The organism is Deinococcus humi, from assembly GCF_014201875.1.
Taxonomy (GTDB): domain Bacteria; phylum Deinococcota; class Deinococci; order Deinococcales; family Deinococcaceae; genus Deinococcus; species Deinococcus humi.
In genome coordinates, this window is sequence record NZ_JACHFL010000006.1 from 93,823 (window position 1) to 117,087 (window position 23,265).

A 23,265-nucleotide genomic window follows, 5' to 3' on the forward strand; every position below is an offset into this window, starting at 1 on the left:
GGCCGGTGCGCGGCTCTACCCGAACTTCGCTGACCAAGATCGCTGGGCGCATTGCTGAGGCCGCGGGGCTGGGGAACGTGCGCTTCCACGACCTGCAGCACACCTGCGCCTCGCTGATGCTCAGCATGGGCGTTCCGATGGAAGTGGTGAGCGAGAAGCTGGGGCACTCCCGGCCGAGTATCACCGGCGACATCTCCCGGCACATCTATCAGGAAGAGCATGAGTGACACTCTCGCCCTGACCGAACTCCTGACGCCCAAGCCGCTTAAGATCAGGAGTGCTGACAGGCCCCTTCCTCTCCAGGAGGACGATGCCCGGGGCGCCTAAAGTCTTCGCTCGAGGCTTGGATCAGAACACGCGTTCGGCCTCCTGACGCCCGGTCCAGCCTCGGGTTGCCATTCGTGCGACTGGGTCCAGAGGATGTGCAGGACCGTCCGAACGTCCAGCGATCCTGTGCTGCCCGGCCGGTCTCCAGCACCAACGCCTCCCGCACAGCATGCTGGCTGTCGATCAGGGAAGAATCCCGGCGGTGCAATCTCTCGACGTCTGGGATTGGCACCGGTGGTCCAGGATCAGCGGGAACCTGCCATTCGACCAGGACGTCGAGCGGATGCTGGGTGTGGCGCTTGGCAGTCTCGATGATGCTATTGATCATCGCGTAGCTGTCAGCGCCACCTTGGGTCTTGCTGCACTGCTTGTCCAGCGCCCTGCGCGAATAACACCTCGCGAGTTGCCAGCCCAGAGTTCACCGAACGCCACCGTGCGTGCTTACCCCTTCAACTCGAAGCCAGCACCCTCTTGCTCCCAGTCCAACGGCGCTCATCACATACGGTTTTACTCGCTCGAGCCATATAAACGGGTTTCCTTATTGCCCAGTGACGCATCGATGGCCGCCATTACTTCGTCGGTGAGCTGGGGAAGCACCTCGAGTGCGGAAAAATTCTCCGCCACTTGCGTGACTTTGGAGGCGCCCGTAATCACGGTGCTCACATTCGGGTTCTTGAGGCACCAAGCCAAGGCGAGCTTCGGCAAGGTCACGCCCAAATCGTCGGCAATCTTGGCGAGGCCCCGGACTTTGACCAAGTTGGTTTGGCCTTCTTCACTCTCGAGCCTGGCTTTCAACCACTCGTAACCGGGCAAGTGCATACGGGTGTCATTCGGAACCACATCGTTGTATTTGCCGGTCAGAAGACCACTCGCCAGCGGCGACCAGACCGTGGTGCCCAACCCAAGCGTGTCCGGGCGGTACAAGCGGCTGTACTCGACCTCGACCCGGTAGCGGGTGAGCATGTTGTATTGCGGCTGCTCCATGGTCGGGGGAATCAGGTTGTACTGGCGGGCGACGGCGTAAGCTTCCATCAATTCCTGCGCCGACCACTCACTCGTTCCCCAGTACAAAACGTCACCGCGCTGGATCAACTCGGTCATGGCCCGCACCGTTTCTTCGATGGGGGTGGTGCGGTCCGGGCGGTGACAAAAATACAAATCCAGGTATTCGCACTGAAGGCGTTCGATAGCCTGGTAGCACGCCTCGTAAATGTGCTTGCGTGAAAGTCCCCGCTGCGTCGGAGCCGGGTTTTCAACCGATCCACCGAAAACTTTGCTTGAAACGATGTAGCTGTCGCGCCGCCAGCCAGCCTTGGTCAGGGCCTGGCCCATGATGGTTTCCGCTTGGCCTCGGGCGTACGCCTCGGCGTTATCAAAGAAGTTACACCCATTGTCATAGGCGGCGGACATCAGCTCCAAAGCACCTTTCACATCTAACTGCGTGCCAAACGTCACCCAGGCACCAAAGGACAGCGCACTGACCTGCAAACCAGATTGGCCCAATCGACGATATTCCATAGCGTCACCTCGCGTTACAACCTAAGTCTAAGTGGCACACCTGTTCTTGGGCTTAGGTTTAGACACGCCAAGCGTCTTCTCTCGAGCTTCAGGCCCACTCGTAGTGAAGCAGGATTTTAGGTTGTGTTGCCTTTGAGCCATGACGCCCGCCAGGCCATTCTGGAACGGCAGGCGCACCTGCTTGAGCTTCTGGTCGACATGCAGCCCAACCACAAGGACGGGGATGACACCAACGGCGGCATGGCTAGTTGCACTGAGGAGATACACCGTCCAAGCTGCATGACATAAAAAGAACTTTCATTTTTCAAATTACTTTCCATTATAAAAAGTATTTGTGAATCAGAATATCGACTCCGAACAGGCACGCCAGCAACTCGATACCCTTGAGCACCTGCGCCGCCGCGTGCATCAACGCGTTGACACTCCAGCCCTGCTGCTCTTCGCACTAGGCCTTTTCCTGACCCTTGCGCTTAAGCAATTCGGAGATCACTCAGTTGTCGACACCTTAAGCCTCCTGGCCCTTCCAGCCGTGACTGGCATATGGCTAATACGTCAGCCCGCCAGGCCACGCCTGTCTTTCAGCGACAGCTTCGCAGTCATCGCCTTGATCCTCTGGCTCTGGTTATTCATCAGCCTTGCATACTGGAATCCCTTCAGCTGGGTACTGGTATGGCCCATCGCAGGTTCGTTCGCCGCCCTACCCCTGGTTGTTCTGGCGTGGAGTCGACGCGGATGAAACATCCACGTCAGAACCTCGCCGAGCAACTCACCCATCCCGTACGTTTCAGCATTGTCGCGTTGTTGGCTCAGGTTGAGCTGGCCGATTTTGGCTTCGTTCGTGATGAGGTGGAGGTCAGTGACTCTGTCCTATCTCGCCAGGCGTCAATGCTGGAGGAGGCTGGGCTGATCGAGATCAAGAAGGATTTCGTGGGGAAGCGCCCCCGGACGCGTCTGCAGCTCACCACCCAGGGTCGCACAGCATTTAGGGCGCATGTTCGGGCGCTGGAAGCCATCGTGCAGCGAACAGCGGGGGAGGTGATAGGGAAGCTCTCACCCTAAACTCCCGCATCCTGATCAGCAGGCTCTGAGCCTGGAAATGGATGGTTTGGAAAGAGATTACGCGCGACGCGGCGGAGTTGGGTGTTGCATGAGGAACGGCATTGGGAGCATGACTCTCCTCACCCTCACGCACACACGTATGGCCGGCGCTGGAAGGACTGGCGCCGTGTTTGGTTTGCGTCTTCCTCTGGCTCAGCGCAGTCAGTAGGTCAAAAGCTCTGCTGAAATCTTCCAGGTCGCCCTCATTGACACCGACGAGAGAGTCGTTCAATCAGGCCTGGTGGGGCAGCGGCGCCATTGGACAAGTTGAGGGTTTCTCAGTCATCGACGGTGAGAACGTGCGGCTGTAGTTCTTGCAGGAGGCTGTTGAGGGCAGCTGAGGCGTGCTTGAAGGTCAGCGCGAACGGGCCCACGAGCAGGGTGTATCGGTTGAGGACGCAGTCAAGGCCCGATCCGAGAATGCCTGGGTCTGACCGAAGAGGTCTGCCGATGACGAAGAAGCCAAGCTTCAGGAATTTCGCCTCCCCCTGGCCCAGTTAAGGCAATACCGCCCTCTTGTATGCTCTCGGATACCGTGACACTCCAGTGTTTTCCGGATATATCGGCAGGGCTGCTCATTTGGCCCTGAGCCTCGGCAGAGCCATAGCCGCATTCTCCTTGACGGCCAGCCACCACCAGTGGTGGACGCTTTGGTCTGATTTCGTCCAAAAGCGAACCGGAACCGCGAAGGGGTTCCGGTTTCTGTTTGCTCAGTCCTCTTGTGGAAGCGACGCCATAGAAACGAATCGTTCGCCCAGGATTATGCCTGGGCGCCGGTCATTTCTTGCCCGGCACTGAGACGTTGTTCAGGGCTCCTGTCCCGAGGGGGTTGGCAATCCAGCCCTTGACGTAGGTTCGCGCCGCACCGAGAGGCTGGCTGTGCACGATAGGGATCCGGTAGTTGGCGTTGTACGTCATCTCCTGAATTTGTGCGTAGATTTTCGCCTTGTCGTCACGCGCCACGGTGGCCCGCCCCTTTTCCAGGAGGGCGTTGAGTTCCGGCGGGTTCCAATTGATATCGTCACTGCCACCCGGACCATAAAACGCTGAGTAGAAGTTGTCCGGGTCACCGTAGTCACCTGTCCAACCGATCATGTAGATGTCGAAGCCTGGTTCCTGGTACCGGTCTTTGAGGTATTTGGCATAATCCTCCGTCTTCAGATTCACCTTGATTCCGATCGCCGACAGGTCCGCAGAGATGGCTTCGGCAATGGGTTTCGGAAGTGGAAAGAACGGACGGGCAATGGGCAGGTACCAGAAGTCCAGCGTGAAACCGTTCGGATACCCGGCCTCTGCCAGCAGCTTCTTGGCCGCAGCAGGGTCAAATTTGTAATCGGCGGGCACATTTTTGGAGTTCGCCCAGGCCAGCGCTTTTGGGAGAAACGAAGCGTTCGAGGTGCCCAGTCCGTTCCAGAACGCCTCGACAATGGCAGGTTTGTTGATTGCCATGCTGATGGCCTGCCGAACCTTGTCATTTTTGAGGTACTGGTTGCGGTTGTTCAGGCTGATGAAGCCCACATTGAAACTGGGCCGCAGCACCACCTGCAGGTTCGAATCTGCCTTGAGGGCCTTGAGGCTGTCCGGGTTGATGTCACCCACCAGGTCGACCGATCCAGCCTTGAGTTCGTTCAGGCGCTGCGAGGCGTCTTTGATGCCCCGCACAATCAAGGTGTCTACCTTGGCTTTGGTGCCCCAGTAGTTGGGGTTGCGGGTGTAGGTGACGCGGTCACCCGTTTTCCAGGCACCGAAGATAAACGGCCCCGTCCCGACGGGCTTGCTGGCCGGGGTACCGTACTTTGCCCCCTGCGCCTTCACGGCGGTGGGACTGGCGATGCCGAAAAATCCGGTTCCCACCACCTGCGCAAACACGGTGGATGGCTTGTTCAAATCGAAGCGTACCGTGAAATCGTCAACCTTCACGATGTTCTTGATGATGGCGTTGGGCTGTCCCTTGAAGCCTCCCAGCAGGGACGTGACAATGTCGTAGGTGCGTCCCTGATCGCGGTACCCGTTGGGTGCCGCAGGGTCCCAGAAGCGGTTCCAGTTGAACAGAACCGCGTCGGCGTTAAAGGGAGTGCCGTCATGGAACTTCACGTTGCGCCGCAGGTTGAAAGTCCAGCTGGTGGCATTGGCATTCGGTTTCCAGCTGGTGGCCAGCGCAGGCCTGGTGTCGGTGGTGCCGTCCACGAAGCCGACCAGGGTGTCGTACACCTGCAACTGGTAGATGACGCTGACGCCGTCAGTGATGTTGCCAGAGTCGAAGGTAACGGGGTCACCGTTGGCGGCGTACACCAGGGTGGTGGCGGCAGCGTGTCCCGCGGAGGCGAGGAGCAGGGCAGTACACAGGGCAAGGAACGGTTTCATTTCAACTCCGTACATTGAGAGAATTTCTGGTGACTTGAACGGTCTGTCGAGGTGGCGAGCGTCAAGATCACTTGAGGTACTGATCAAGCTCGGCCTGGAACTCGCCGGACTTCTGGGCCAGATGCAGCCACTGGTCCACGTAAGCCTTGAACACCATGTCACCGCGGGGGAGCATATAGCCGAGTTCAGCGTAGGTGAAGGGAGCATCTGGGTTTACGGCGCAAAGCTTCGGATTCAATTTCTGCTGGAGCAGTGTTTCGACGGAGTCGGTGATCATGACGTCGGCGCGGCCTGCGGCAATTTCATCGAAGATGCCCACATTGGTCGGAAAGGAGACAATGGTGGCCTGTTTGATGTTCGCTTTGGCAAAGGTTTCGTTGGTCCCGCCGGGATTGACGATGACCCGGACCCCTGGACGGTCGATATCGGCGAGGGTGTTGAACTTGGCCTTGTCTTCGCAGCGGGCGATGGCCGACTTTCCGGCGGTCAGGGCGGGGACGCTGAAGAATGCCCGGGCCTGACGGGTCAGGTTGATGCTCACGCCCCCATCACGATGTCGCACCTACCAGCGTTCAGGTCATCAAGCAGGGTGGCCCATTTGGAGGCGACGAACTCAGGTTTGGCACCGAGGCTTGTGGCCAGTGAGCCCGCCAGATCAATGTCGATCCCCTCATACATCCCGGTGGCCACATTGAGGGAAGTGAACGGCTTGTAATCACCTGTCGTACACACCCGCATGGTCTTAGACGCGACGACCTTGTCCAGCGTGCTCGGACTGGGCGCTGCAGTCTGTGCCAGGGCAGGTGACAGTACAGCGAGCGACGTGATGCAGACCACAAGTTTGCGCATACGTAAAGGTAGCTGACCTCCGGTATGGGCTGACGCAGCTTGCTTGATTCGTGTGTCACTCAGTCGCAGACAGGTGGGAAGCATAAGCCCGGACCAGCACCGCGTGCGTTTCCCTGGTCCAACATCCTGCGTGTCCGGGCGCCATGTGCGTATGCCCGGAAACTTGTTATGTCGGCGCGTCAGAGCCATCATCCACGGTGTCGGAAAGAACGCAAAACCCCTTCTGGTAGGAGGTTTTTCATGACAGCACCTAAGAACAATGGCGAGGGCTGCGTCAGGAAGCTACCGCTGGGCTCTGACGACCGGGGCAAGCAGCTGCTGAAGAGCGGCACGGAGAAGACGAAGAAGGGCGCGGACCGGGCACGGATGCTGGCGCCGGCCGATCACCAGCGCGGCCTGCAGGCCGCGGGCTTTCAGGGTGGTCAGGTTCATGTGGGGCTCCTTGTGGAGTCCTTGAGACGGAGAAAAGAACTGGGGACCTGTCCCCGGTTCCCTGGAAAAGAAGGGGGCAGGTGCCCTTTTCAGAGAGCGTCGAGCAGACCGCGCAGGCCGTGAACCGCAACGCCTGAGGGCTGGGTGACGCCCGGCTGGAAGCAGATGACAGTGTCACCTGTGCCCAGGGCGCGCCGCGGCTGGTCCGTGATCAGCAGCGTCGGGCCGCCCGTCAGGTCAGCCGTCTCGGCCACATCCATCATGTGCCCTTCGGCGCAGTCGATCAGCGCCAGCTGCACGCGGCGGGCAAAATCCTCGCGGCTCTCGGCGTCCTGTCTCGCCCAGGTCTGCGCGCCGCAGCGCACCGCCCCCGCGCGCGCCAGGTGAGGGGCGACCAGCAGGGTCAGCGGCATGCCGCTGCCGGCCTGTGCGATCTGCAGGGCCAGCGCGCCCATCGGGTCCCGCTCGGCCACCTGATAACCGCCCCGGTCGCCGGCCAGTTTCAGGAAGATCACCTGCTCGCCCCCTGGCTCACGCAGGTCGATGGCCAACAGCGTGCACGAGGTCTGCTCGCCGCGCAGGTCGAACTTCAGCCGCACCGTCGACAGGTCCATCTCACGCGCGCCTTTGGCGGTGTCCACGCGGCTCATCAGCCCGCATGACGCGCGTTCCATGCTCGAGAAGGGCACCGAGGTGAACGAGTACACCGAGGCGAGAACGATCACGGCGCCGGCGGCGCGCAGCCCAGCCAGGTCCAGATCGATGTATTCGGTGGCGCCTGCCGGCAACGGCGCGCTGCGCAGGTCTCCGGAGTGCACCATGCCCGGCGCGCGCAGTTCGCTGAACGTGCACTGCCCCACCGTGCTTCCCTGCGCGTCGTAGGCCAGCGCCGACAGGTCCAGGTCAATCGAGCCTGCCTTTTCCTTTTGTGCCCAGTGCAGAAACAGGCGCGCGGTGGTGGCCGGCGCGGCGCCCTGGGGCGTCAGGGGCAGCGCGCTGCCGGGGGCCAGGCCCTCCAGGCCGCCGGAGGCGGCGCGGGCCGAAGCAGCCACACGCACGCCCAGCACCTGGGGATCGATCTCCAGCAGTCCCAGCTCGGGGGCGGCGGCGCCGCGGCGCAGCAGCTCGCCTTCCAGCACGCTCTGGACCTGCCCGATCAGCGTGGTGTTCAACGGATCACGGGTGTCGCCCAGGGCGCGGGTGGTCGCCTTTCCGCGCGAGCGGAACGAACGGGAAGGGTCCGGCGTGAAGCGCCCTGCGACGTGCGCGTGGAGTCCCGCGACCATGACGGGGGTCAGGCGCGGCGCGGCCTCTTTCAGGGCCGCCAGGGTCACGGGCGCCGCTGGCTTGCCGCCGCTCTCCAGGCGCAACAGGCGGTCGAGGCTGCGGCCCAGCAGGCCTGGACGGGTCGCGAGCAGCGCGGCCGCGTCACCGATCTGTGCTTTGCCCAGCGCCAGCTCCACGCCGCCCATCAGGCTGCGGGCGCGTTCCGCTTCACCGGGGGTCTGCCGCGCGACCGTGCGGGCCAGGATGGCTGCCTGGGGATGGAGACCGCCCAGTTGGTCCACCTTGCCCCCAGCCGACAGCAGGCCGGCCAGCGCGGCGACGTGGGGATAGTCGCGCGGACGTTCGTGCACGTGCAGCCTGCGCAGCACGCGCTTGAAGGCCTCCTGGTGACGGCTGAACGCTTCCCAGGCCAGGGTCTGGCCGCTCTCGCCCTGCGCGGCCAGTTCCGAGAGACTCTGCTCCAGCGCGCCCAGGACAGCGCGGCGCTGCGGGCGGCTGGGGCGCGGCACGCGCACGTGCGGCTCGCGCTGGCGCCTCACCGGCGTCACAGTGGGATTCACGCTACCGAATGCCGCGGCCATGACGCTGTAGGCCTGTCCCAACACGCTGGTGGGCTGCTCGACCGGCGCGCGCGCCAGGGTGCCGCTGCCGCCGCCCCACACGTCGAGGATGCGCAGCAGATCGGTGGGCAGCAGGCCCAGGCCGCGTTGCAGCTCCACCAGAGGGCCCGCGTCACCCGACAGGGTGATCAGGTGGCCCGTGGCCAGGGCGCGCATCTCGCGCTGCGGCATGCCGCTCGCGACCAGGCCAGCCATGATGGTTTCGGCACCCACGCCGGCTCCCAGCAGGATCTGCAGCAGCGTGACCAGGTCGGCGCGCTCCTGGTCCGAAGGTGGGGTCGAGGCCGCGGCCAGCCCCTCCAGGGCGCCCTGCAGCGCCGTGGTCAGTGCCTCGCCGCTCGGGGCCAGGTCCACTCCGCGGGTCGGCAGCGGACGGTCGGCGCGGCGCCCCCTGTCCCTGGCGGCCAGCCCCAGCATGTCCTGGACGTCCCCCACCCGCAGGTGGCAGATGGGGCACGCTCCCTGGATGGCGCTGCCCAGAAGGCCGCTGGCGCAGGCGCGTTCACGCTGCGGGCCGTGGTCGCCCAGCGCGGCGGTGCCCCAGGTGCCGGGCAGGACGTTCAGGTCCTGACGCACCGAGCAGTGCTCAGCGTCGGTGACCTGGAGGCCGTACCACGCGGCCAGACGCTCCTGAAACAGGGCGCCGGTGTCCGCCCTTTGGTTCAGGGCAAATTCACGCAGCTGGGGCAGCGAGGGGGCGTCTCCGCGCGCGTCGCGCAGGGCCTGCAAGCCGTAGGCGAGCGCGCCGCGGCGCTGATCGGCGGGGGCCGCGAGCAGCGCGTCGATCAGCGCTGGGCTCGGTAGGGCGCCACTTGAGAGGATCTCCCCGACGACCTGTTGCCCGCTGAGCCGCTCGCTGCCCGCCAGGGCTGGCAGTTCAATCACGCCGAGGACGCGCAGCAGGGTCGCGGCGCGGGTCAGGGGGGTGATGGCGGTCTGGGGGATCAGGGGGGTCATGGTTGGTTCCTCCGTTGAGGTTGAGTGCTCCGCTGTTGTGTCGGTCAGAAAAAGGGGGGCAGCGTCAAAGGAGAGCGGCAGTGTCAAAAGGAAGCGGCAGCGCTCTCTGCTGTTCCGCGGGGCGGAAGGAAGGAGGGCTGACGAAAGGTCGAAAAAAAGGGCTGGAAGGCGGAGACGCAAGGTCAATGAACAGTTGAGGGAGAAGGATGCGTTTCCAGGGGGCCAGCCCGGAAGTGGAACAGCAGCAAAAAAAGCTGCGGAAGGCGAACAGGCGAAAGTCAGATTCAATGAATGAAGGATGCCTGTCCAGGGCGCCGCAGCGTTGAGTCAGAGTCTGCCTGACCTGACGCTGGCGCGAATCCGCCAGACGGCGTAGCCGTCTCTATTGATAACTACATAGGTCCGGGCTGATTTATGGAATGGCTTGACCAGTACAGCCCGGGCCCGCAACGACTGGTCATACCTGTTCGTGTGATCACGAGAAGGCCTCCAGCAGCCACGGAATGACGATGCGTATGTGCTGTCTCTGCCATCAATCTCTCTCAAGTAGGCAGGTGCTGCGACGCCATTTGCAGAAAATGACCTCGACGTTCGCCAGTGAGCCGCGATTCATCCCATTCGGCGGCCGCAAGCGCCTGGAGAAGCTGATAGAACGCCAGCACGGCCGCCTCATCCGAAGAGAGGGCTGGGTACCCCTCCATGACCCCCTGAAGCACCTCAGGTTCGTGAAGGACGATGACCGCAAGGTCTATCAGGCCGTCCCCGCCCGCAGGTCCTCGACATCAATGAGCGTCACCTCTCCCGCCGGCGTGACCAGCAGGTGCTCCGGTTTGCCGTCGAACACGATCAGTTGGTGGCCGCGGAAGAGCAACCGCAGTTCGATGGCCTGCCGCCAGCAGCTCAACCGGGCACCGATGTTCTCCGGCACGACGTCCGATGCGTGCCAGTACGCCAGCCCGTGCCGCAACCAGCCCAACATCCACTCGGCCCAGGTCTGGTTCTGCGGTGGGGGTGGCCCCCAGGCAGGGCATGGATGCGGGCGAGCAGTGCTCCGCCCTTCCGCTGGGCGTCGATGGGGCTGGACGCGCTCAGCGCCTCACCTTCCACCCAGGGCAGCACCATCCAGGCCAGGTCCGCCCGACTGCCCGCCTACGGCGGGGTGCACGGGGACGTCACAGGGTGCAGGGACTCGCGCGCCTCCAGCTTTCGCCTCACCCTGTCACCCTCCGCATCCACTTTCATGGCGAAGACTCCACTCGGACCACCAACCAGCCACTTCGCTCGACCAGAACAGCGTGACCGGACACCGGGGCAGCCAGAGCGACCTCAGCCCGCCCCACAGCAAGGGCAGCGCTCATGAGCGCTGCCCTTGCTGTGGTGTGTCCCGGTGCGCATGGGCGCGCTGTCCCCGCGCCGAGTCGCGGGTCGGCGTCATATGGACCGCCCTGCTTCCCATTCGGTCGCGAGAGCTGAAAAGTGGCGCAGGTACTCCTCCGTTCGTGCCGTTCCGCCGGCCTCGCCAATCTGGGCGTAGAAGCGCAGGTCGTCGAGCCCAACATGCAGGGTGTATGTCAGCAGACGCCAGTCGTAGTCCGGCCAGGTGCTGAACCGGGCCTGGAGGGCCGCCGCCCATTCGCCGCCCGAACGCCAGTTGGCCTTGGCCGCCTCGTACACAGGATCGCCGTAGAGGGCGTTGGCCCAGTCGATCACGCCGGTAATGCGCGTGCCGTCTGTGAGGACGTTGTCGCGGTTGAGGTCGTTGTGAACAAGACCGCGCACCTCGGGAAGACAGCGGGCCATGCGCATGACCTGGGCGTACACCTGCTCGAAGAAGACGCGGTCGAGGAGGGGCCCAGCGAACAGGTTGTGCCAGCCGGCGTAGAAGCCGTCCTCGCAGGGGGCCATGATGGCTGCGAGAAACGCGTGCCAGGAGGGAAATCCGCCCTGGCCCTGCTGGTCCCACCAGCCGTAGCCGGCCGTTCTGGACACGTCAATCTGTGCAAGGGTGGCCAGCAACTCCAGACGGGCAGGCTGGAGCAGCGCGAGGATGTCATTCGAATACGCGGACAGCAGCCGCCCTGGGGCCCGCTCGCTCACGGCGACGGTCACGCTGCTGAACGTGCAGATCTGAAGCACTCGGGGGACGGGAAGCGCCGCCGCGAACATCTCCCCGGCGTACGCGTCTTTCCGGTAGGCGGCCTCCTGACTACCGAAGCGGGCCACCAGGGGGCGGCCGTCTGCCTCGAACCCGAATGCCTGGGAGAAATGCCCTCCGGCCAGTGGGTGGATGTCCGTCACAGTCCACCCGCAGGTCGTCTGCAGGAGAGCCGCAGCCTCTGAAGACGCGTATTCGGGTTTAAGGGCCACGGGGCGAGTGTACGGGCCCACCCTGTCTGACGGCGTCCGCTGAATGACCTACAAGTGGGTCAAGGAACAGGTGAGAGCAGCTGTTGAGGGTTCCGGCTGTGCCGGACCAGCTCCAACTTCTGTCGTTCTCAATAGGGCCCTGGTCAGTGGTCCTGCGGCCTTCCGGATGAAACTGCAGCGCCCAGCTGCCTGGACGCGACCCCTCTGGGGCGAGCCGGAGGCAGGGTGGTCCTGCCGCACGTTGGGCGCTGGCGGGGGCTGGTGGCCCTGGTCCCGACCTGCGCCATCGTCTCGACAGGGCACTGCCCCATGGGCCGCTGGCGGCGCGCGGTACAGGGAGGCGCCGCGGCTTGCGGCGTCCCTGGGTGTTCTGGCGGGGTGGTGACAGCCTGCGCGGTAGGCCTGCCCCCATCGCCTGGGCCCCGTTCTGGCCCGATCACCCACACGCACCATGCGCCGCCTGTCCGGGTCAGGCGCCGACAGGACGTGCCCGCCGGGCGCGTGTTCGCCGGTGTGTCTGCGGCCGCCGGCTCTGGGCGCTCAGCCAGGCCTGCAGCTGAATGCGGAGGGTCTCGCCCCCCTGACCGGTGGCGGCGGTGGCCGCGGGTGCGCAGTCGCCCAGGGGTTCATCCAGCACGGCCCGCACCAGCGCGAACGCCGGTTCCCGCCGCCGGCCGGCCCGGCCCGGGGGCAGCAGGGCTGGAACGGGGGCCAGCAGGTCCGCGATAGTGGCCGGCTCGAGGCTGAGGTCCAGCCGGCTCGCCCGCCAGCGTCCCTCGAACGTCAGCCTCAGTTCGCCGGGGTGCCGGCCCCGCCGGAGTTCAAAGATCTCCCGGTGTTCATCCACCTCCAGCAGGCGGTTGAGAAAGAGTTCCACGCGGCGCTGGGCGCGCAGCCCCACCCCTGCGCCGCCTGCTCCCAGCGCTTCAAAGAGCGGCCGCGGGTCGGCGGGCAGCTCCACCCGGCCCGTCCCGGTCAGCAGGTCCCCCGCGTCATAGCTGCCGACAAGGCGGGGCTCACCCTCCTCGTGGAGCCGGGTCAGCTCGGCCTGGATGTGGTTCCGGGCGCGGCCCACCAGCAGGGCCACGCGGCGCAGGCTCTCCCGGTGCTGGCGGGTGGCCGCCGGCGTCCACGCCGCCGCCCGGGACGCCGCGAGATGAGCGGTGGCCCGCCGGACGCCGTCACTCACGGGAGCCGGCGGCCGGGCCGGTAGGACGGCCGGCAGCCAGCAGGGGGCCAGCCGGGTCAGACTGGCCTGCAGGGCCGCGGGAGAGCGCAAGTTGATGTCGCCACCGGCGGTGACCTTCACGCCGACCTCCCGGGCCCACAGGGTCAGCAGGGCCGCCTCTTCCGGAACGGGCCTTCGGTTGTTCAGGCCTTTGGCCTGCGCGAGCTGCCAGCCCAAGCGGTCCGGGCCCCCGTGGAGAGCCTGTAACTCCAGCGTCAGCACCGCCACCGCGGCGTCCTCCTCGGCGCCGCGGGCCAGGACCCGGACAATCCGGGAGGAGCCGGCCCGGACCGCCTGGGCGTAGCCGCCCCAGCCCACGCAATGCGCCAGGAGGCGGCCGTCGGTGACCAGATCCTGTGGATGGCGGGCCAGCTGAAGGGACCACACGCCGCCGGACCACGACAGGATGCGTTCCAGCGCCAGGGCGGCCGCGGAGCGTCCCGCCTCGGGGTCCTCCTGCGCACTTTGCGCCGTGTCCGGCACTGTGCCCTCCGGAGCCTGTAATCCCAGACGCAGCTGGCCCCGGCCCGTGAGCAGGCCCGAGACGTCGCCCAGGGGCAGGTCCTGCTCGGCCGGCAGCGCGGCCACACCGGAAAAGAGGTCACACACCTCGTTCAGGGCCAGGCCCGCCAGCCCGTCGGTGAGGCGGGCGTCGCCGGCGTTCATCTGGGCCAGGCTGCTCACCAGCGTGTGCAGCGGTCCGGCCGCCGCCTCTGCCGCCAGACACAGCGCTGGGTGGGCGTCCCCTGCCCGGGCGGCCGTCCAGGCGTCCCGGCGGATTCGCGCGCGGCCCGCGAGCTGTGCGGGCCGGGAGGCCTCTCCACGGATGTGACCGCCTGCGCGCCACTGCTCGCGTAAGCAGGCCGTCAGGGCGGCCACGGGGCCTGGGGCGACGCCAGGGAGCAGCCGGAGCATGGCCTACTGCTTACTGCGGACGCCCAGGACGGCGGTCCGGCTCTCCTCCGGGGGGAAGGCGAGCAGGGCGGGCTCCAGCACCGCGCCTAGGGCCGCACGAACCAGCTGGACGAAGGCGTCCGCCTCCCGGTCCACGGCCGGGGGAACCCGCTGCTGATGGCCCCGTTTGCTGCCGGCCAGGTCGGCCCGCTGCTTCAGGCGCTCCCTGAGATCATGGGCCAGCGGTGGAGCCAGGTGCTGACTGTCCTGCAAGAGGGCCGTCACCGTCAGGTGCCGGGCCAGGATGATCGCCCAGCGTTCTCCACCCGCCCGGGGTCAGTGCCACCGGGCCAGATCATGCAGGTGCCAGGCGTCGCTGGCCCGGACGGGATGCCCCTGTGCGTGCCAGGGGAGCAGCACGCCGGTGGACCGGTTGGGACGGCCCCGCCGGCCTACAGGCTCCTGACCTGGAAGGGTGGCGTCCTGCCAGCAGGCGGCCAGTTCGAGCAGGCTGCGCAGGCCCAGCATCCGCCGCAACCGCCGCTGAACCGTGCGGGGAGCCCTCGCTTCCGGGTCCGCCGCTTCCAGAGGCGCGAGCAGGTCGGGCAGGTCGAGCGCGTCCTCCAGGATCTGGGCATGTAGGGCGCGCAGGCCCCGGTCCAGGGGCCCGGCGTCCCACTGCTGCCAGGGGCGGAGCCCTTCCTGAGGGACTCCGAGCGACCCGACCAGCACCGAGCGGGGCCCCGCATACAGCCTCAGGCCACCCGCAAACCCGTGGACGGGGTCAGGGAAGAGATCGAGCTCAACGACGCTGCGGCCCAGCGCGGCCTGCTGCTCCACCTGGCGCCGGATATGGGGAGGGAAGGGGAGGTGGGTGCGGGTCAACGAATCATCCGGTGACAGGGGAGAGGAATGGACTGGAAAGCACGCACTGATTCTGATCAGGGCCTTCAGGCCTGACGTCTGCACGCTGGCCTAGGGCGGGGTAGGCCTGGTGGTCCAGAAGAAGGGCCACAGGCGTCACGCCGCCCTGCCAATGACAGGGTGTGCTCCCCGTCGCCACAAGGTCTATCGCCCAGCCAGACCTGGTGCTGGAGCGGAGTGGCAATCTGCCCCCACCAGTTCACGGAGGAAGCGAGGACTTCAGCGGGGATCATCCAGCCAGGCCAGCGGCCAGGGCGCCGGCGGCCTCCACCCATGGTCTAACGGCACTGGCCGTCCATGCCAGCAGCACACCGCCGCGCTCCAGAGACACACGAACTTTGGTGTCCCAGGGCGGCAGGGCGGTCCCGTCGATGACGCCCAGCGCGTGTTCACGTTCGCCCGTGTCCGCGTCAGCGTCCTCCATTCAGCCCAGGTGGGTGGTCTGATTCCCTTCCGGCTCGCATGTCCATGACCACGGGACACTCGCGTACGGTTCCTGCGTATCCTGGGGCCCGCGCCCGCGTCACTCCTTTCTGAGGTCCCGCTATGTTCTCCCTGCTCCGCGACCGCCGTATCCTGATTCTTTGGATCGGCGAGAGCATCAACGCTTTCGGCAACGGCCTCACCTTCATCGCGCTCGCGTGGTTTCTGTACCGTCTCTACCCGAACTCGCCCGCGCTGTCGGGCACCGTGATCGGCGCCTGGACCGCGGCCATGCTGCTCGGGACGGTCAGCCTGGCCAGCCTCACCGACGTGTGGGACCGCCGCCGCACCCTGCAGGTCGCCAATGGCCTGAGCGCCCTCTGGATCAGCCTGATTCCCCTGCTCTACACCCTCGACCTGCTCTCCTTCCCCGTGCTGGTGGTCATCGCGGCCCTGACCGGCTTCACCGGCAGCGTGATCTTCCCGGCGCAGCAGGCCTCGCTGCCCACCTTCGTGCCTCCGGAGCGGCTGCAGGGCATCCAGGCCCTGTTCAACCTCACCTGGACCACCAGCGGGCTGCTGGCCCCCATCAGCGCAGGATTCCTGGTGGCGAGCATCGGGGCGCCCGGCGTGATGTGGGTCAACGCGGCCACCTTCGTCGTGGCCCTGATCGCCTACTCGCTGGTCCGCTTTCCAGCCGTGGCGCGCGTTCAGGACAGCGGGCGCGGCCTGGCCGCGTGGTGGGCACGGACCCGCTTCGGCTTCGGGTTCGTCCTGGCGCGGCCCGCGCTGTGGGCGACGCTGCTGGGGCTGGCCAGCGTGAACTTCGCCATGGAGCCCTACACGGCTGTGTTCCTGCCCCGCATCGCCGACCGCCTGATGACGGGGGTGGAGCTGCCCGCGGCGCTGTCCTGGGTGCGCGCCGACAGTCGCGGCGCGCTGGGCGTGGGGCTGCTGGGCTCGGTCCTGGCGCTGGCCGAACTGGGCATGGTGATCTGGATGGGGCGCCGCATCAGCCGCCATCCCCTGAACTGGATCGCGCTGGGCTGCATCGGTCCGGCGCTGTGCATCGTCGGGGTGGCCTACGCCCCCACCCTGGGCGTGGCCCTGGTGCTCGCGCTGCTGATGGGCCTGTGCTTCGGGCCACTGAACGTGATGGTGGGGACGCTGTTCGCGCAGCTGACGCCGGATGCGGTGCGCGGGCGGGTCTACAGCGCGCGCATCCTGGTGGGCCAGGGGCTGCGTCCGGTGGGGGTGAGCGCCGCCGTGGTGCTGATGGGCGCTGCGGGCCTCGCGCCGGCGGTGGCGATGCTGGGTGTGTTCGCCGCCGGGCTCACGCTCGTGGGCTACCTGCGGGCACGCCGGGAGGGCGGTGACGGCGCTGAGGCGAGCGTTGCGGGCAACGGCTGACCGGTGAGGGGCTGAACAAGGTCCATGGGCGTACGGGTCCTGGCTGAAACGCGCTGAACACGGAGTGTTCCGGTGAGGCGCGCGTGCTGAGAGCAGGTTCATCGCTCTCCCATTCTTCGATCGTATTCAGCGCATTATCGAGCGACAAGGACCTGCCTGCCCCAGAGGCGCTCATCCCGGACCATGTCATTCGATGGTTTATTGAACGAATTGCCTGTTGGACGTCCAGGACGTGAGAAAGCTGGGATTGTACCTTGCTGTCATGCCCACAGCTCCCAGATCCGGCCCGGCAGGTCTGCCTTGGCGTTCTGCACAGGTTGCTCGTCAGTCAAAAGGTCTGGATGGGATTGACTCAGATTCATTGATCCGCCAAATGCCCGCAAAAGCCCTCTTTCCACGTGAAAAGAGGGGCAAGACGTCTGGAGAATCAGGCCACTATTTGCGCCAGACGGCCACTGTTTTTGAGTCACAGGTGTAGAGCGAGGTGCGCTGATAGCCAGCCGCCTGGTAGGTGGCGTGCTTCTCGGCGGCCTGCACAGGGCTCATGCCGTGGAATGAGGCCCATTGGCCGTGGCTGAGGGTCCAGGTGGAGTTGTAGGTGGCCCCATTGGACTTGCACGTGATCAGCCTGGGCATCATGCCGGAGTCAGCCAGGTGCTCTACCCAGCCCTGGTAGGCGCTGGCCGGGATGCTGTTGAACACCAGTTCTCCGGCAGGGCGAGGCGGCCAGAACAGCACCGACGCTTTTGGGAATGCCTGCCCCGCCAGCGAGGTCCACGGCCCGTCCAAACTGGCCTTATCGCCTTCGAAGGGAGTGGTCAGGCCGTGGTCGAAGGTCATGGGAACGGGCTTGCCGTCCTTTTCCATATGGACGTGCAGGTGCGGGCCGGAGGAAGAGCCGGAATTGCCGACCTTGCCCAGGAACTGTCCAGCCTTCACCCGCGTGCCATTGACCACCCGGACTTCGGGTTCGATATCCGGACGCCCCCCTTTGCCACTGTGGCCGGTGAAGAGTTCGGCGTTGTGGGGACACAGGGCCGCCGGGATGCTACCCGGCTGTGCGTGGGCGTACAGGGCATAGCTCCCGTCGTCTTGCAAGACCCACAGGTGATTGCCGCCACCCGCAAATTTCAGGTCAGGTTTGTACAGCGGATTGTAAGAGCCGGGCACATTTTCAGGAGCATTGCGCCAGCAGCCGACGACGATCCCAGGGGCCATAGCGTAAAACGGCTTGCCGTACACCACCCAGTTGCTGTTGACTTTGCTGTCGGTGGTTCCGGCCTTCAGGCGCGTCCAATTGGTGTCCGAAACGCGGCGCAGGGCGCCGATATCCTTGCCCTCGGCCTGGATGCCGGCCAGATGAACACCGGTCTTGTACCGCTCGTCGCTTGCCAGATCATTGCCCCGCAGGGGCAGGGTGGCGGCAGCTGCGCTGAGCTGCAAGGTGGAGAGCATCAGGGCCGCGCTGGTCATCATTTTTATCTTCATGGTCTTTCTCCTGAGAGTGTGGGGAGCCAGGGAAGAGGGGTGCGTGCCTTAGGAGCCCAACAGGCAGACAGGAGATTCAGGCGCGAGTGAACCCAGCTGCCCTGTGCTCCGCAACGCCGTGCTGAGCCACAAACTGCGCCGCGGCCTGCGGGTCGCCCAGCCATGGGAAGAACTGCGGAGGGTGGTTGAATCCGTTGACGAACGCGTGCGCCACGCCGGGCCGGGTCTGGGCTGCCCCCAGCACTTCCAGCACATGCGGCGGCGGCGGCCCCAGCAGGGCGTTCGTCCAGTCGGTGACAAAGCGCGCGTAGCTCCAGTACTCGTCGAAGGTCCCCGTCATCCAGACGCGGTCAAAGGACCGGTCCCCGTGCCACAGGATGCGTTCCAGGTAGATTGCGGCCGCCTTGGCCGCGCTGCCGGCACCCTGGCCGGTCAGTGGATCATTCAGCACCAGGGTGTCGCCCAGCCCCAGCACCTCGCGGCCCGACGGCAAGGTGGCAACGGGGCGGCGCACCCCTGGCGTGACCCGGCCCGTCAGGGTGGCCTGCGTGTCGGTCAGTTCGGCATGCTGGGTGCGTTCGTACTCCCAGGGCAGGAATTGACGTAACAGTTCCTGCATCATCTCCAGATGCTGGCGTGGATCACGCACCTCTGCGAACACGTCCAGTGGGCCGCCGGGGATCGCCTCGATGAACACGTTCTCGTAGGGCTGGGTGCCTCCGCCTTCGGCCACCGTCAGGCCCGGCAACAAGAACACCTCGCCCACGCCGGGAATCAGGTTGAAGCTGACGGCGCTGTGGTCAGGCCGGGGCGCGACGTTCTTCAGGTACATCAAGGCCAGATGCCGCTGGGGCGCGCTATAGGGACTGCGTTCAGGGTCACGGGCGAACAATTGGCCCAGCTCGCCCTTGCCGGTGGCGATCAGGGTCAGATCGTGGGCGCTGCTCAGACGCTCGGCGGTCTGGATGTCGGCACTTTCCAGCACGACGTTGCCGCCTCTGGTCTGGAATTCACGCAGCCAGCCTGCGAACTTCAGGCGCTGGTCGACGCTGTAGGCCGGTTGATCCAGCCGGGCGGAAAAGGCCAGCGCCTTCTGACCTGGCAGTTCGGGGTGCGGCACGCTCAGGGCGATGCCCTCGACGGGCGGGCAGGCATCTTCCCAGAAATTCAGTCCCAGCTGCCGTTCGGTGGTACAGGCGTCATGAAAGAGGGCCTGGGTACTCATGATCCGCCCCGAGAGGAGCTGTTCGGGGGTACGGTCTGAAACCAGGGTCACCCCGTAGCCACTCGCCTGCAATCCCAGCGCGAGCTGCAAGCCCGCCTGTCCCGCACCAATAATCGCCACATTACGCATCACGTTGTCCTCCAGAGAGTGGGATGAGGGCAAGGTCCGGCCACGAAAAACGGGCCGCCTTCGCCGGGAAGGGCTAAGGTTCCAAAGTCAGCAGGGACTGAGTGCGGTGTCTGCTCAGCTACGCCTTGAATGCGGGCCCTTGGTCTGCGTGGCGGGTGGGGCATCGGCAGGCGATCTGCTCCGGAACTGTTCAGAGCTTAGGCAGAGGCCGTGACATGCCCGTGACGGCTGGGCCGTTACTGAGTGAGATGCCACTACAACGCTATTTTCAGCCACCCCATCCAAGGCCTGACCAATTTTCTCAGAGAACGCTCATCTCTTGATCGCGTAAGAAGTCTTCCCAGGTTTCGGGCAGCCTCTCGCCCAGCAGCGCACAGCGCTGACGGATCCCAGCGTAGAGCGACAGCAGTTCCATGATTTCACCGCTCTCGCGCAGGTTGCGCAGGGTGAGGGCCAATGCCGCCCAGTCAAAGGGGTCGGTGTCCAGCAGGATGCGGCCCAGCCGGGCAGCCTCGCGGGGAGCGAGGACTTCTGCTGCGTAGGCTGCGCTTCGCAGCCCATAGACCAGCACGTCACGGGCGCTGGAGAGCTCGCCCTCGAAATCGGCCAGATACGCACCCCGCCACAGCTTTGCATCGCGCGTCTTCAGGAAGTTCTCGGCGTCACTGTCCAGCGGTCCCAAAGCGTAGCCCCCACCTGCTCCCAGCCCCGTTTCACGGCGCAACACACTTTCTGAGCCCAGCGCCGCCCGCACACGGCGAACCTGCTGACGCAGCCGGGCACTGGAACGTTCGGGATCATCGTCGGGATACAACGCCTCCAGCAGCTCGTCCTGCGCCACTCCTGAACGCCCGGCCAGCCGTGCTTCCAGCAGCCGCACCAGAAGGCGCAAGCCGCCTGACGAACGAAAGGGCAGCAGCTGACCGTCGCGGGTGACGCGCACCGTGCCCAACACTTCCAGACGCAGGGTTCCGGGGACGGTTCCAGGCGAAGTCTCCTGCGCCGTTGGCGGAAAATATCTCAGGGCAGTGTGGGCGTAGCCGTGAAGCTCGTGCTGCTGGAAAAAGGCCAGGCGTGTCTCAGCGCCCTTCCGGTCTGCGTGTATGCGGTCCGCTTCTAACCCAAATCGCTCGGCAAAGGCCATGATTCGCAGGACCCGGGCCTGTTCGCAGGCATCAACAAACATTTGAGCGGCCGTCTCCCGCTGACCCTGACGCTCCAGCACAAAGGCGCGCGCAAAGATGTAGTAGGGCCGGGTGGCATGCTGAGCGCTCCGCGCCATCATTGCCTCGCCCTCGTCGATCAGCCGCTCTGCCCGGTTGATCTCGCCGTGAACCGCCTCGGCCCACGCCGCAACGCTCAGCACCCAGGTCAGCAGCACCATATCGTGGATCTCGTGCCCCAGCCGCACCGCCTGACGGGCGTGGCGCACGGCCAGAAGAGCGTCGGGCGGTCTGGCCCATTCCAGGTACAGGTTGGTCAGGTAAAGCTGCGTCAACACCGTGTGCCGCGAGATCTGATCGCCGCCCAGCAGGTTCAGCGCGCCCAGCAGCAGCTCCTCAGCCTCCGCAAACTGCCCCAGATTCGTGAGGCAGTAAGCCAGTTCCACCTGAGCGCGGGCCAGCAGCCGAGGGTCACCCAACGTTTCGGCCAGACGGACCGCTTCTGTGGTGTCGGCAGCCGCTGCGCGTAATTGAAAGGCCCAGATCAAAATCTGCGCCCGGTCCAGCAGGAGCTCGATTCGCACGTGAGTGAGTCCAGTCTCGGCGGCAAGATCCAGCGCCTCCGCCATGCTGGCGAACATCTGTGGATCAGCCTGCGAGATCTGTGCCCGCACCAGCGCGTGCAGCAAGGCCACCCGCTCGGACATTTCCAGGGGCCCCTCCAGCGCGGCCCGGATGCCTGCCACTGCGGCATCGAACTCGCCCAGATGAACCCGCGCTGTGGCCACCATCGTCTGAATCTGTGGCCAGTCCTCCAGCCCGCTCCGGTGGTCCTGCCAGACTTGCATGGCCCCGCTGTAGTCGGCGGCGCTCACCCGCGTTTGCAACACCGTGGCCCAGTAGTCGCTTCGCCCCTTGAGCTCGTCGGGGGCGTCTTCCAGGAGCCGCTCCGCCTCCTGCCCACGCCCAGAGGAGGCCAGCAGCCGGGCGCACAGGTCCAGCGCCCCACCGCTGAGGGGATCAAGCTGCTGCGCCTGATTGGCCCGCCTCAGGGCGCGTTCGGTGTGCAGGTGCTGAAGGGCCTGCGCCGCCGTCAGCGCGGCTTGGGCACGTTCCCCGCTGGGAAGGACATCTACCAGCGCGTCCCGGTAGTCGGCGGCACTGGTTTCATCTCCCCTGACCTCAGCGGCCGTCAGGGCGCGCCGGAGGAGCGCGGCGGCTTTTGCCGCGGGCCACTCGGCCCAGATCAGAAATCGCGCCGCCCGTTCCGGAGTGTCGGTGAGCGCCTCCATGCACTGCCGGGCCAGCCCACGCCGCAACGAGGCGGGCAATTCACGCAGAGCCACCTCCCGGAACAGCGGGTGGGCGAACGTCTGGGCCGCGCGAATCCCACTCACTCGGGCCAGGCTGCGGAGCGAATGGATCTCTTCTAAGTCAAGGCCACTCAATTGGGCAGCCAGCTCAGCTTCCAGTGGTTTGCCCGGCAAGGCCGTGTCCCAGAGGGCCCACAGGCCCAGCAGGGCCTCCGCGCCAGCACTGACCGTCAGGCGCGCGAGGTGATCGGCGATCAGCGCGTCCACACTCATCGGCAGAGTAGTGAGTGGGGGCTCTCGCCAGCGCCAGCGTCCGGCCGCGGCGTCCAGGTACAGCGCGCCTTCGCGGCTCAGGTGGCGGAAAAATTCCAGCAGGAACAGCGGATTTCCCCGCGCACGTTCCTCGATCCATGCCAGGGCGGCGTGGGGTAAGGGGCCGCCGGCCTGCGCTTCCAGCAGATCGCGGCCCGTCAAATCGTCCAGCGGGGTCACGCGCTGTTCGCTAAACCCTTCTGGCAAGGGCGTGCGGCTACTCACCAGCAGGGCCACCCCCCGCGCGTGGGACAGGTGGCGGGCCAGCGCGGTCCAGAATTCGGCGGCCCGCTCGTTGTTCGCCACCTCATGGAAATCCTCCGCCCACACCAGAGCGGGGGCAGCGTGTCCAAGCAGTGCGGCCACTGCGTTGGCCAGCACGGTGACGTCCGGTGACTGTGCGGCCAGGGCGCGTTGCAGGACCTGTTTGGCCCACGCGGGCGCTTCTGGCAAATCCAACAGGTCGCCGAAACCCGTTTCGAATGCCCGGGTATGGAGCGTGAACTTCAGCCCCCCCGCTTCAGCCAGCAGGCGCTGTCCCAGATGGCTTTTGCCAATGCCTGGCTCCCCCACCACAGCCAGCGCCAAATGGCCCCTCCGTGTATGAACATGTTCCATCCGGCGAATCAGCGCTTGCACGAGGTCAGGGGTCATAGCGACGTCTCCCTTTGGTGGCCGTGAACTGTCCAGCAGGGCCATAACGTTGTGGTGACGCTTTCAGTGTGGCATGACCGGCTGTTCAGGTATTTGCTTTTTTTAGCATTGAGCATGAACAGCGTCTACCGTTGGGCTGAACCCATATGCCCAGATCAGCTTCAGCTACTGCCGGCTGAGCAGGTGCGCCCGTAGAATTCGCTCAGCAGCCCAGCACCCTCGTTGAGGTTCAAGATGTTGCTGCAGCCCGTCAGGTCCTGCGCGCGGCTCTATCCATTCAAGA

Annotated in this window: 19 protein-coding genes; 4 read left to right on the plus strand and 15 right to left on the minus strand. The window is 65.5% G+C overall.

The annotated features are described in order from the left end of the window. Positions 1 to 5 precede the first annotated feature (5 nt). Positions 6 to 227: a tyrosine-type recombinase/integrase gene (locus tag HNQ08_RS28110; protein WP_229790027.1), complete on the plus strand. Its 222-nt coding sequence runs from the start codon at positions 6 to 8 to the stop codon at positions 225 to 227. A 607-nt stretch (positions 228 to 834) separates the two neighbouring features. On the opposite strand, the gene HNQ08_RS12995 is transcribed toward HNQ08_RS28110, so the two are convergent. After that, positions 835 to 1,845, minus strand: coding sequence for a potassium channel beta subunit family protein (locus HNQ08_RS12995; protein ID WP_184132715.1), 1,011 nt, complete (start codon positions 1,843 to 1,845; stop codon positions 835 to 837). A gap of 334 nt (positions 1,846 to 2,179) precedes the next feature. On the opposite strand from HNQ08_RS12995, the gene HNQ08_RS13000 reads away from it, so the two are divergent. Continuing rightward, entirely contained in the window at positions 2,180 to 2,581 is a 402-nt protein-coding gene (locus HNQ08_RS13000; RefSeq protein ID WP_184132718.1) for a hypothetical protein, read from the plus strand. Beyond that, positions 2,578 to 2,904, plus strand: coding sequence for a winged helix-turn-helix domain-containing protein (locus HNQ08_RS13005; RefSeq protein ID WP_184132721.1), 327 nt, complete (start codon positions 2,578 to 2,580; stop codon positions 2,902 to 2,904). Before HNQ08_RS13000 ends, HNQ08_RS13005 begins: the two co-directional genes overlap by 4 nt. Before the next feature lie 816 nt (positions 2,905 to 3,720). Here the strand turns inward: HNQ08_RS13005 and HNQ08_RS13010 are convergent. The 11 genes from HNQ08_RS13010 to HNQ08_RS13055 all read right to left on the minus strand — a co-directional run bounded on the left by HNQ08_RS13010 (position 3,721) and on the right by HNQ08_RS13055 (position 15,289). Beyond that, entirely contained in the window at positions 3,721 to 5,307 is a 1,587-nt protein-coding gene (locus HNQ08_RS13010; RefSeq protein WP_184132723.1) for an ABC transporter substrate-binding protein, read from the minus strand. 67 nt (positions 5,308 to 5,374) lie between these two features. Continuing rightward, complete coding sequence (locus HNQ08_RS28215; RefSeq protein ID WP_221284181.1) at positions 5,375 to 5,848, minus strand: type 2 periplasmic-binding domain-containing protein; 474 nt, start codon at positions 5,846 to 5,848, stop codon at positions 5,375 to 5,377. Next, a complete protein-coding gene (locus tag HNQ08_RS28220; RefSeq protein WP_221284182.1) occupies positions 5,845 to 6,156 on the minus strand; it encodes a transporter substrate-binding domain-containing protein in 312 nt (103 codons plus the stop codon). The genes HNQ08_RS28215 and HNQ08_RS28220 overlap by 4 nt, the downstream gene beginning before the upstream one ends. Positions 6,157 to 6,438: 282 nt before the next feature. Further along, complete coding sequence (locus HNQ08_RS13020; RefSeq protein ID WP_184132726.1) at positions 6,439 to 6,588, minus strand: hypothetical protein; 150 nt, start codon at positions 6,586 to 6,588, stop codon at positions 6,439 to 6,441. An 89-nt stretch (positions 6,589 to 6,677) separates the two neighbouring features. After that, the gene (locus HNQ08_RS13025; protein WP_184132729.1) at positions 6,678 to 9,452 is read right to left on the minus strand and encodes a TerD family protein; all 2,775 of its coding nucleotides are present in this window, start codon (positions 9,450 to 9,452) and stop codon (positions 6,678 to 6,680) included. A gap of 751 nt (positions 9,453 to 10,203) precedes the next feature. Then, on the minus strand, positions 10,204 to 10,431 hold the full coding sequence (locus HNQ08_RS13030; protein WP_184132732.1) for a hypothetical protein: 228 nt from the start codon (positions 10,429 to 10,431) through the stop codon (positions 10,204 to 10,206). 452 nt (positions 10,432 to 10,883) lie between these two features. Beyond that, positions 10,884 to 11,819 carry a phosphotransferase gene (locus HNQ08_RS13035; RefSeq protein WP_184132735.1) on the minus strand — a complete coding sequence of 312 codons (936 nt, stop codon included), beginning with the start codon at positions 11,817 to 11,819 and terminating at the stop codon, positions 10,884 to 10,886. 469 nt (positions 11,820 to 12,288) lie between these two features. Next, positions 12,289 to 13,962 (minus strand): hypothetical protein, encoded by a 1,674-nt coding sequence (locus HNQ08_RS13040; RefSeq protein ID WP_184132738.1) that lies wholly within the window; start codon positions 13,960 to 13,962, stop codon positions 12,289 to 12,291. A gap of 3 nt (positions 13,963 to 13,965) precedes the next feature. Continuing rightward, positions 13,966 to 14,226: a hypothetical protein gene (locus HNQ08_RS13045; RefSeq protein WP_184132741.1), complete on the minus strand. Its 261-nt coding sequence runs from the start codon at positions 14,224 to 14,226 to the stop codon at positions 13,966 to 13,968. Positions 14,227 to 14,277: 51 nt separating this feature from the next. After that, positions 14,278 to 14,826 (minus strand): hypothetical protein, encoded by a 549-nt coding sequence (locus HNQ08_RS13050; protein WP_184132744.1) that lies wholly within the window; start codon positions 14,824 to 14,826, stop codon positions 14,278 to 14,280. A 268-nt stretch (positions 14,827 to 15,094) separates the two neighbouring features. Beyond that, complete coding sequence (locus tag HNQ08_RS13055) at positions 15,095 to 15,289, minus strand: hypothetical protein (protein ID WP_184132748.1); 195 nt, start codon at positions 15,287 to 15,289, stop codon at positions 15,095 to 15,097. Between the two features lie 122 nt (positions 15,290 to 15,411). On the opposite strand from HNQ08_RS13055, the gene HNQ08_RS13060 reads away from it, so the two are divergent. Then, positions 15,412 to 16,698 carry an MFS transporter gene (locus HNQ08_RS13060; protein ID WP_184132751.1) on the plus strand — a complete coding sequence of 429 codons (1,287 nt, stop codon included), beginning with the start codon at positions 15,412 to 15,414 and terminating at the stop codon, positions 16,696 to 16,698. Positions 16,699 to 17,133: 435 nt separating this feature from the next. Here HNQ08_RS13060 and HNQ08_RS13065 read toward each other — a convergent pair whose 3' ends face one another. The 3 genes from HNQ08_RS13065 to HNQ08_RS13075 form a co-directional block, all read right to left on the minus strand. Next, positions 17,134 to 18,186: a M23 family metallopeptidase gene (locus tag HNQ08_RS13065; protein WP_184132754.1), complete on the minus strand. Its 1,053-nt coding sequence runs from the start codon at positions 18,184 to 18,186 to the stop codon at positions 17,134 to 17,136. A 76-nt stretch (positions 18,187 to 18,262) separates the two neighbouring features. Then, on the minus strand, positions 18,263 to 19,540 hold the full coding sequence (locus tag HNQ08_RS13070; protein WP_184133196.1) for a styrene monooxygenase/indole monooxygenase family protein: 1,278 nt from the start codon (positions 19,538 to 19,540) through the stop codon (positions 18,263 to 18,265). 301 nt (positions 19,541 to 19,841) lie between these two features. Beyond that, entirely contained in the window at positions 19,842 to 22,982 is a 3,141-nt protein-coding gene (locus HNQ08_RS13075; protein ID WP_184132757.1) for an ATP-binding protein, read from the minus strand. Between the last annotated feature and the right edge of the window lie 283 nt (positions 22,983 to 23,265).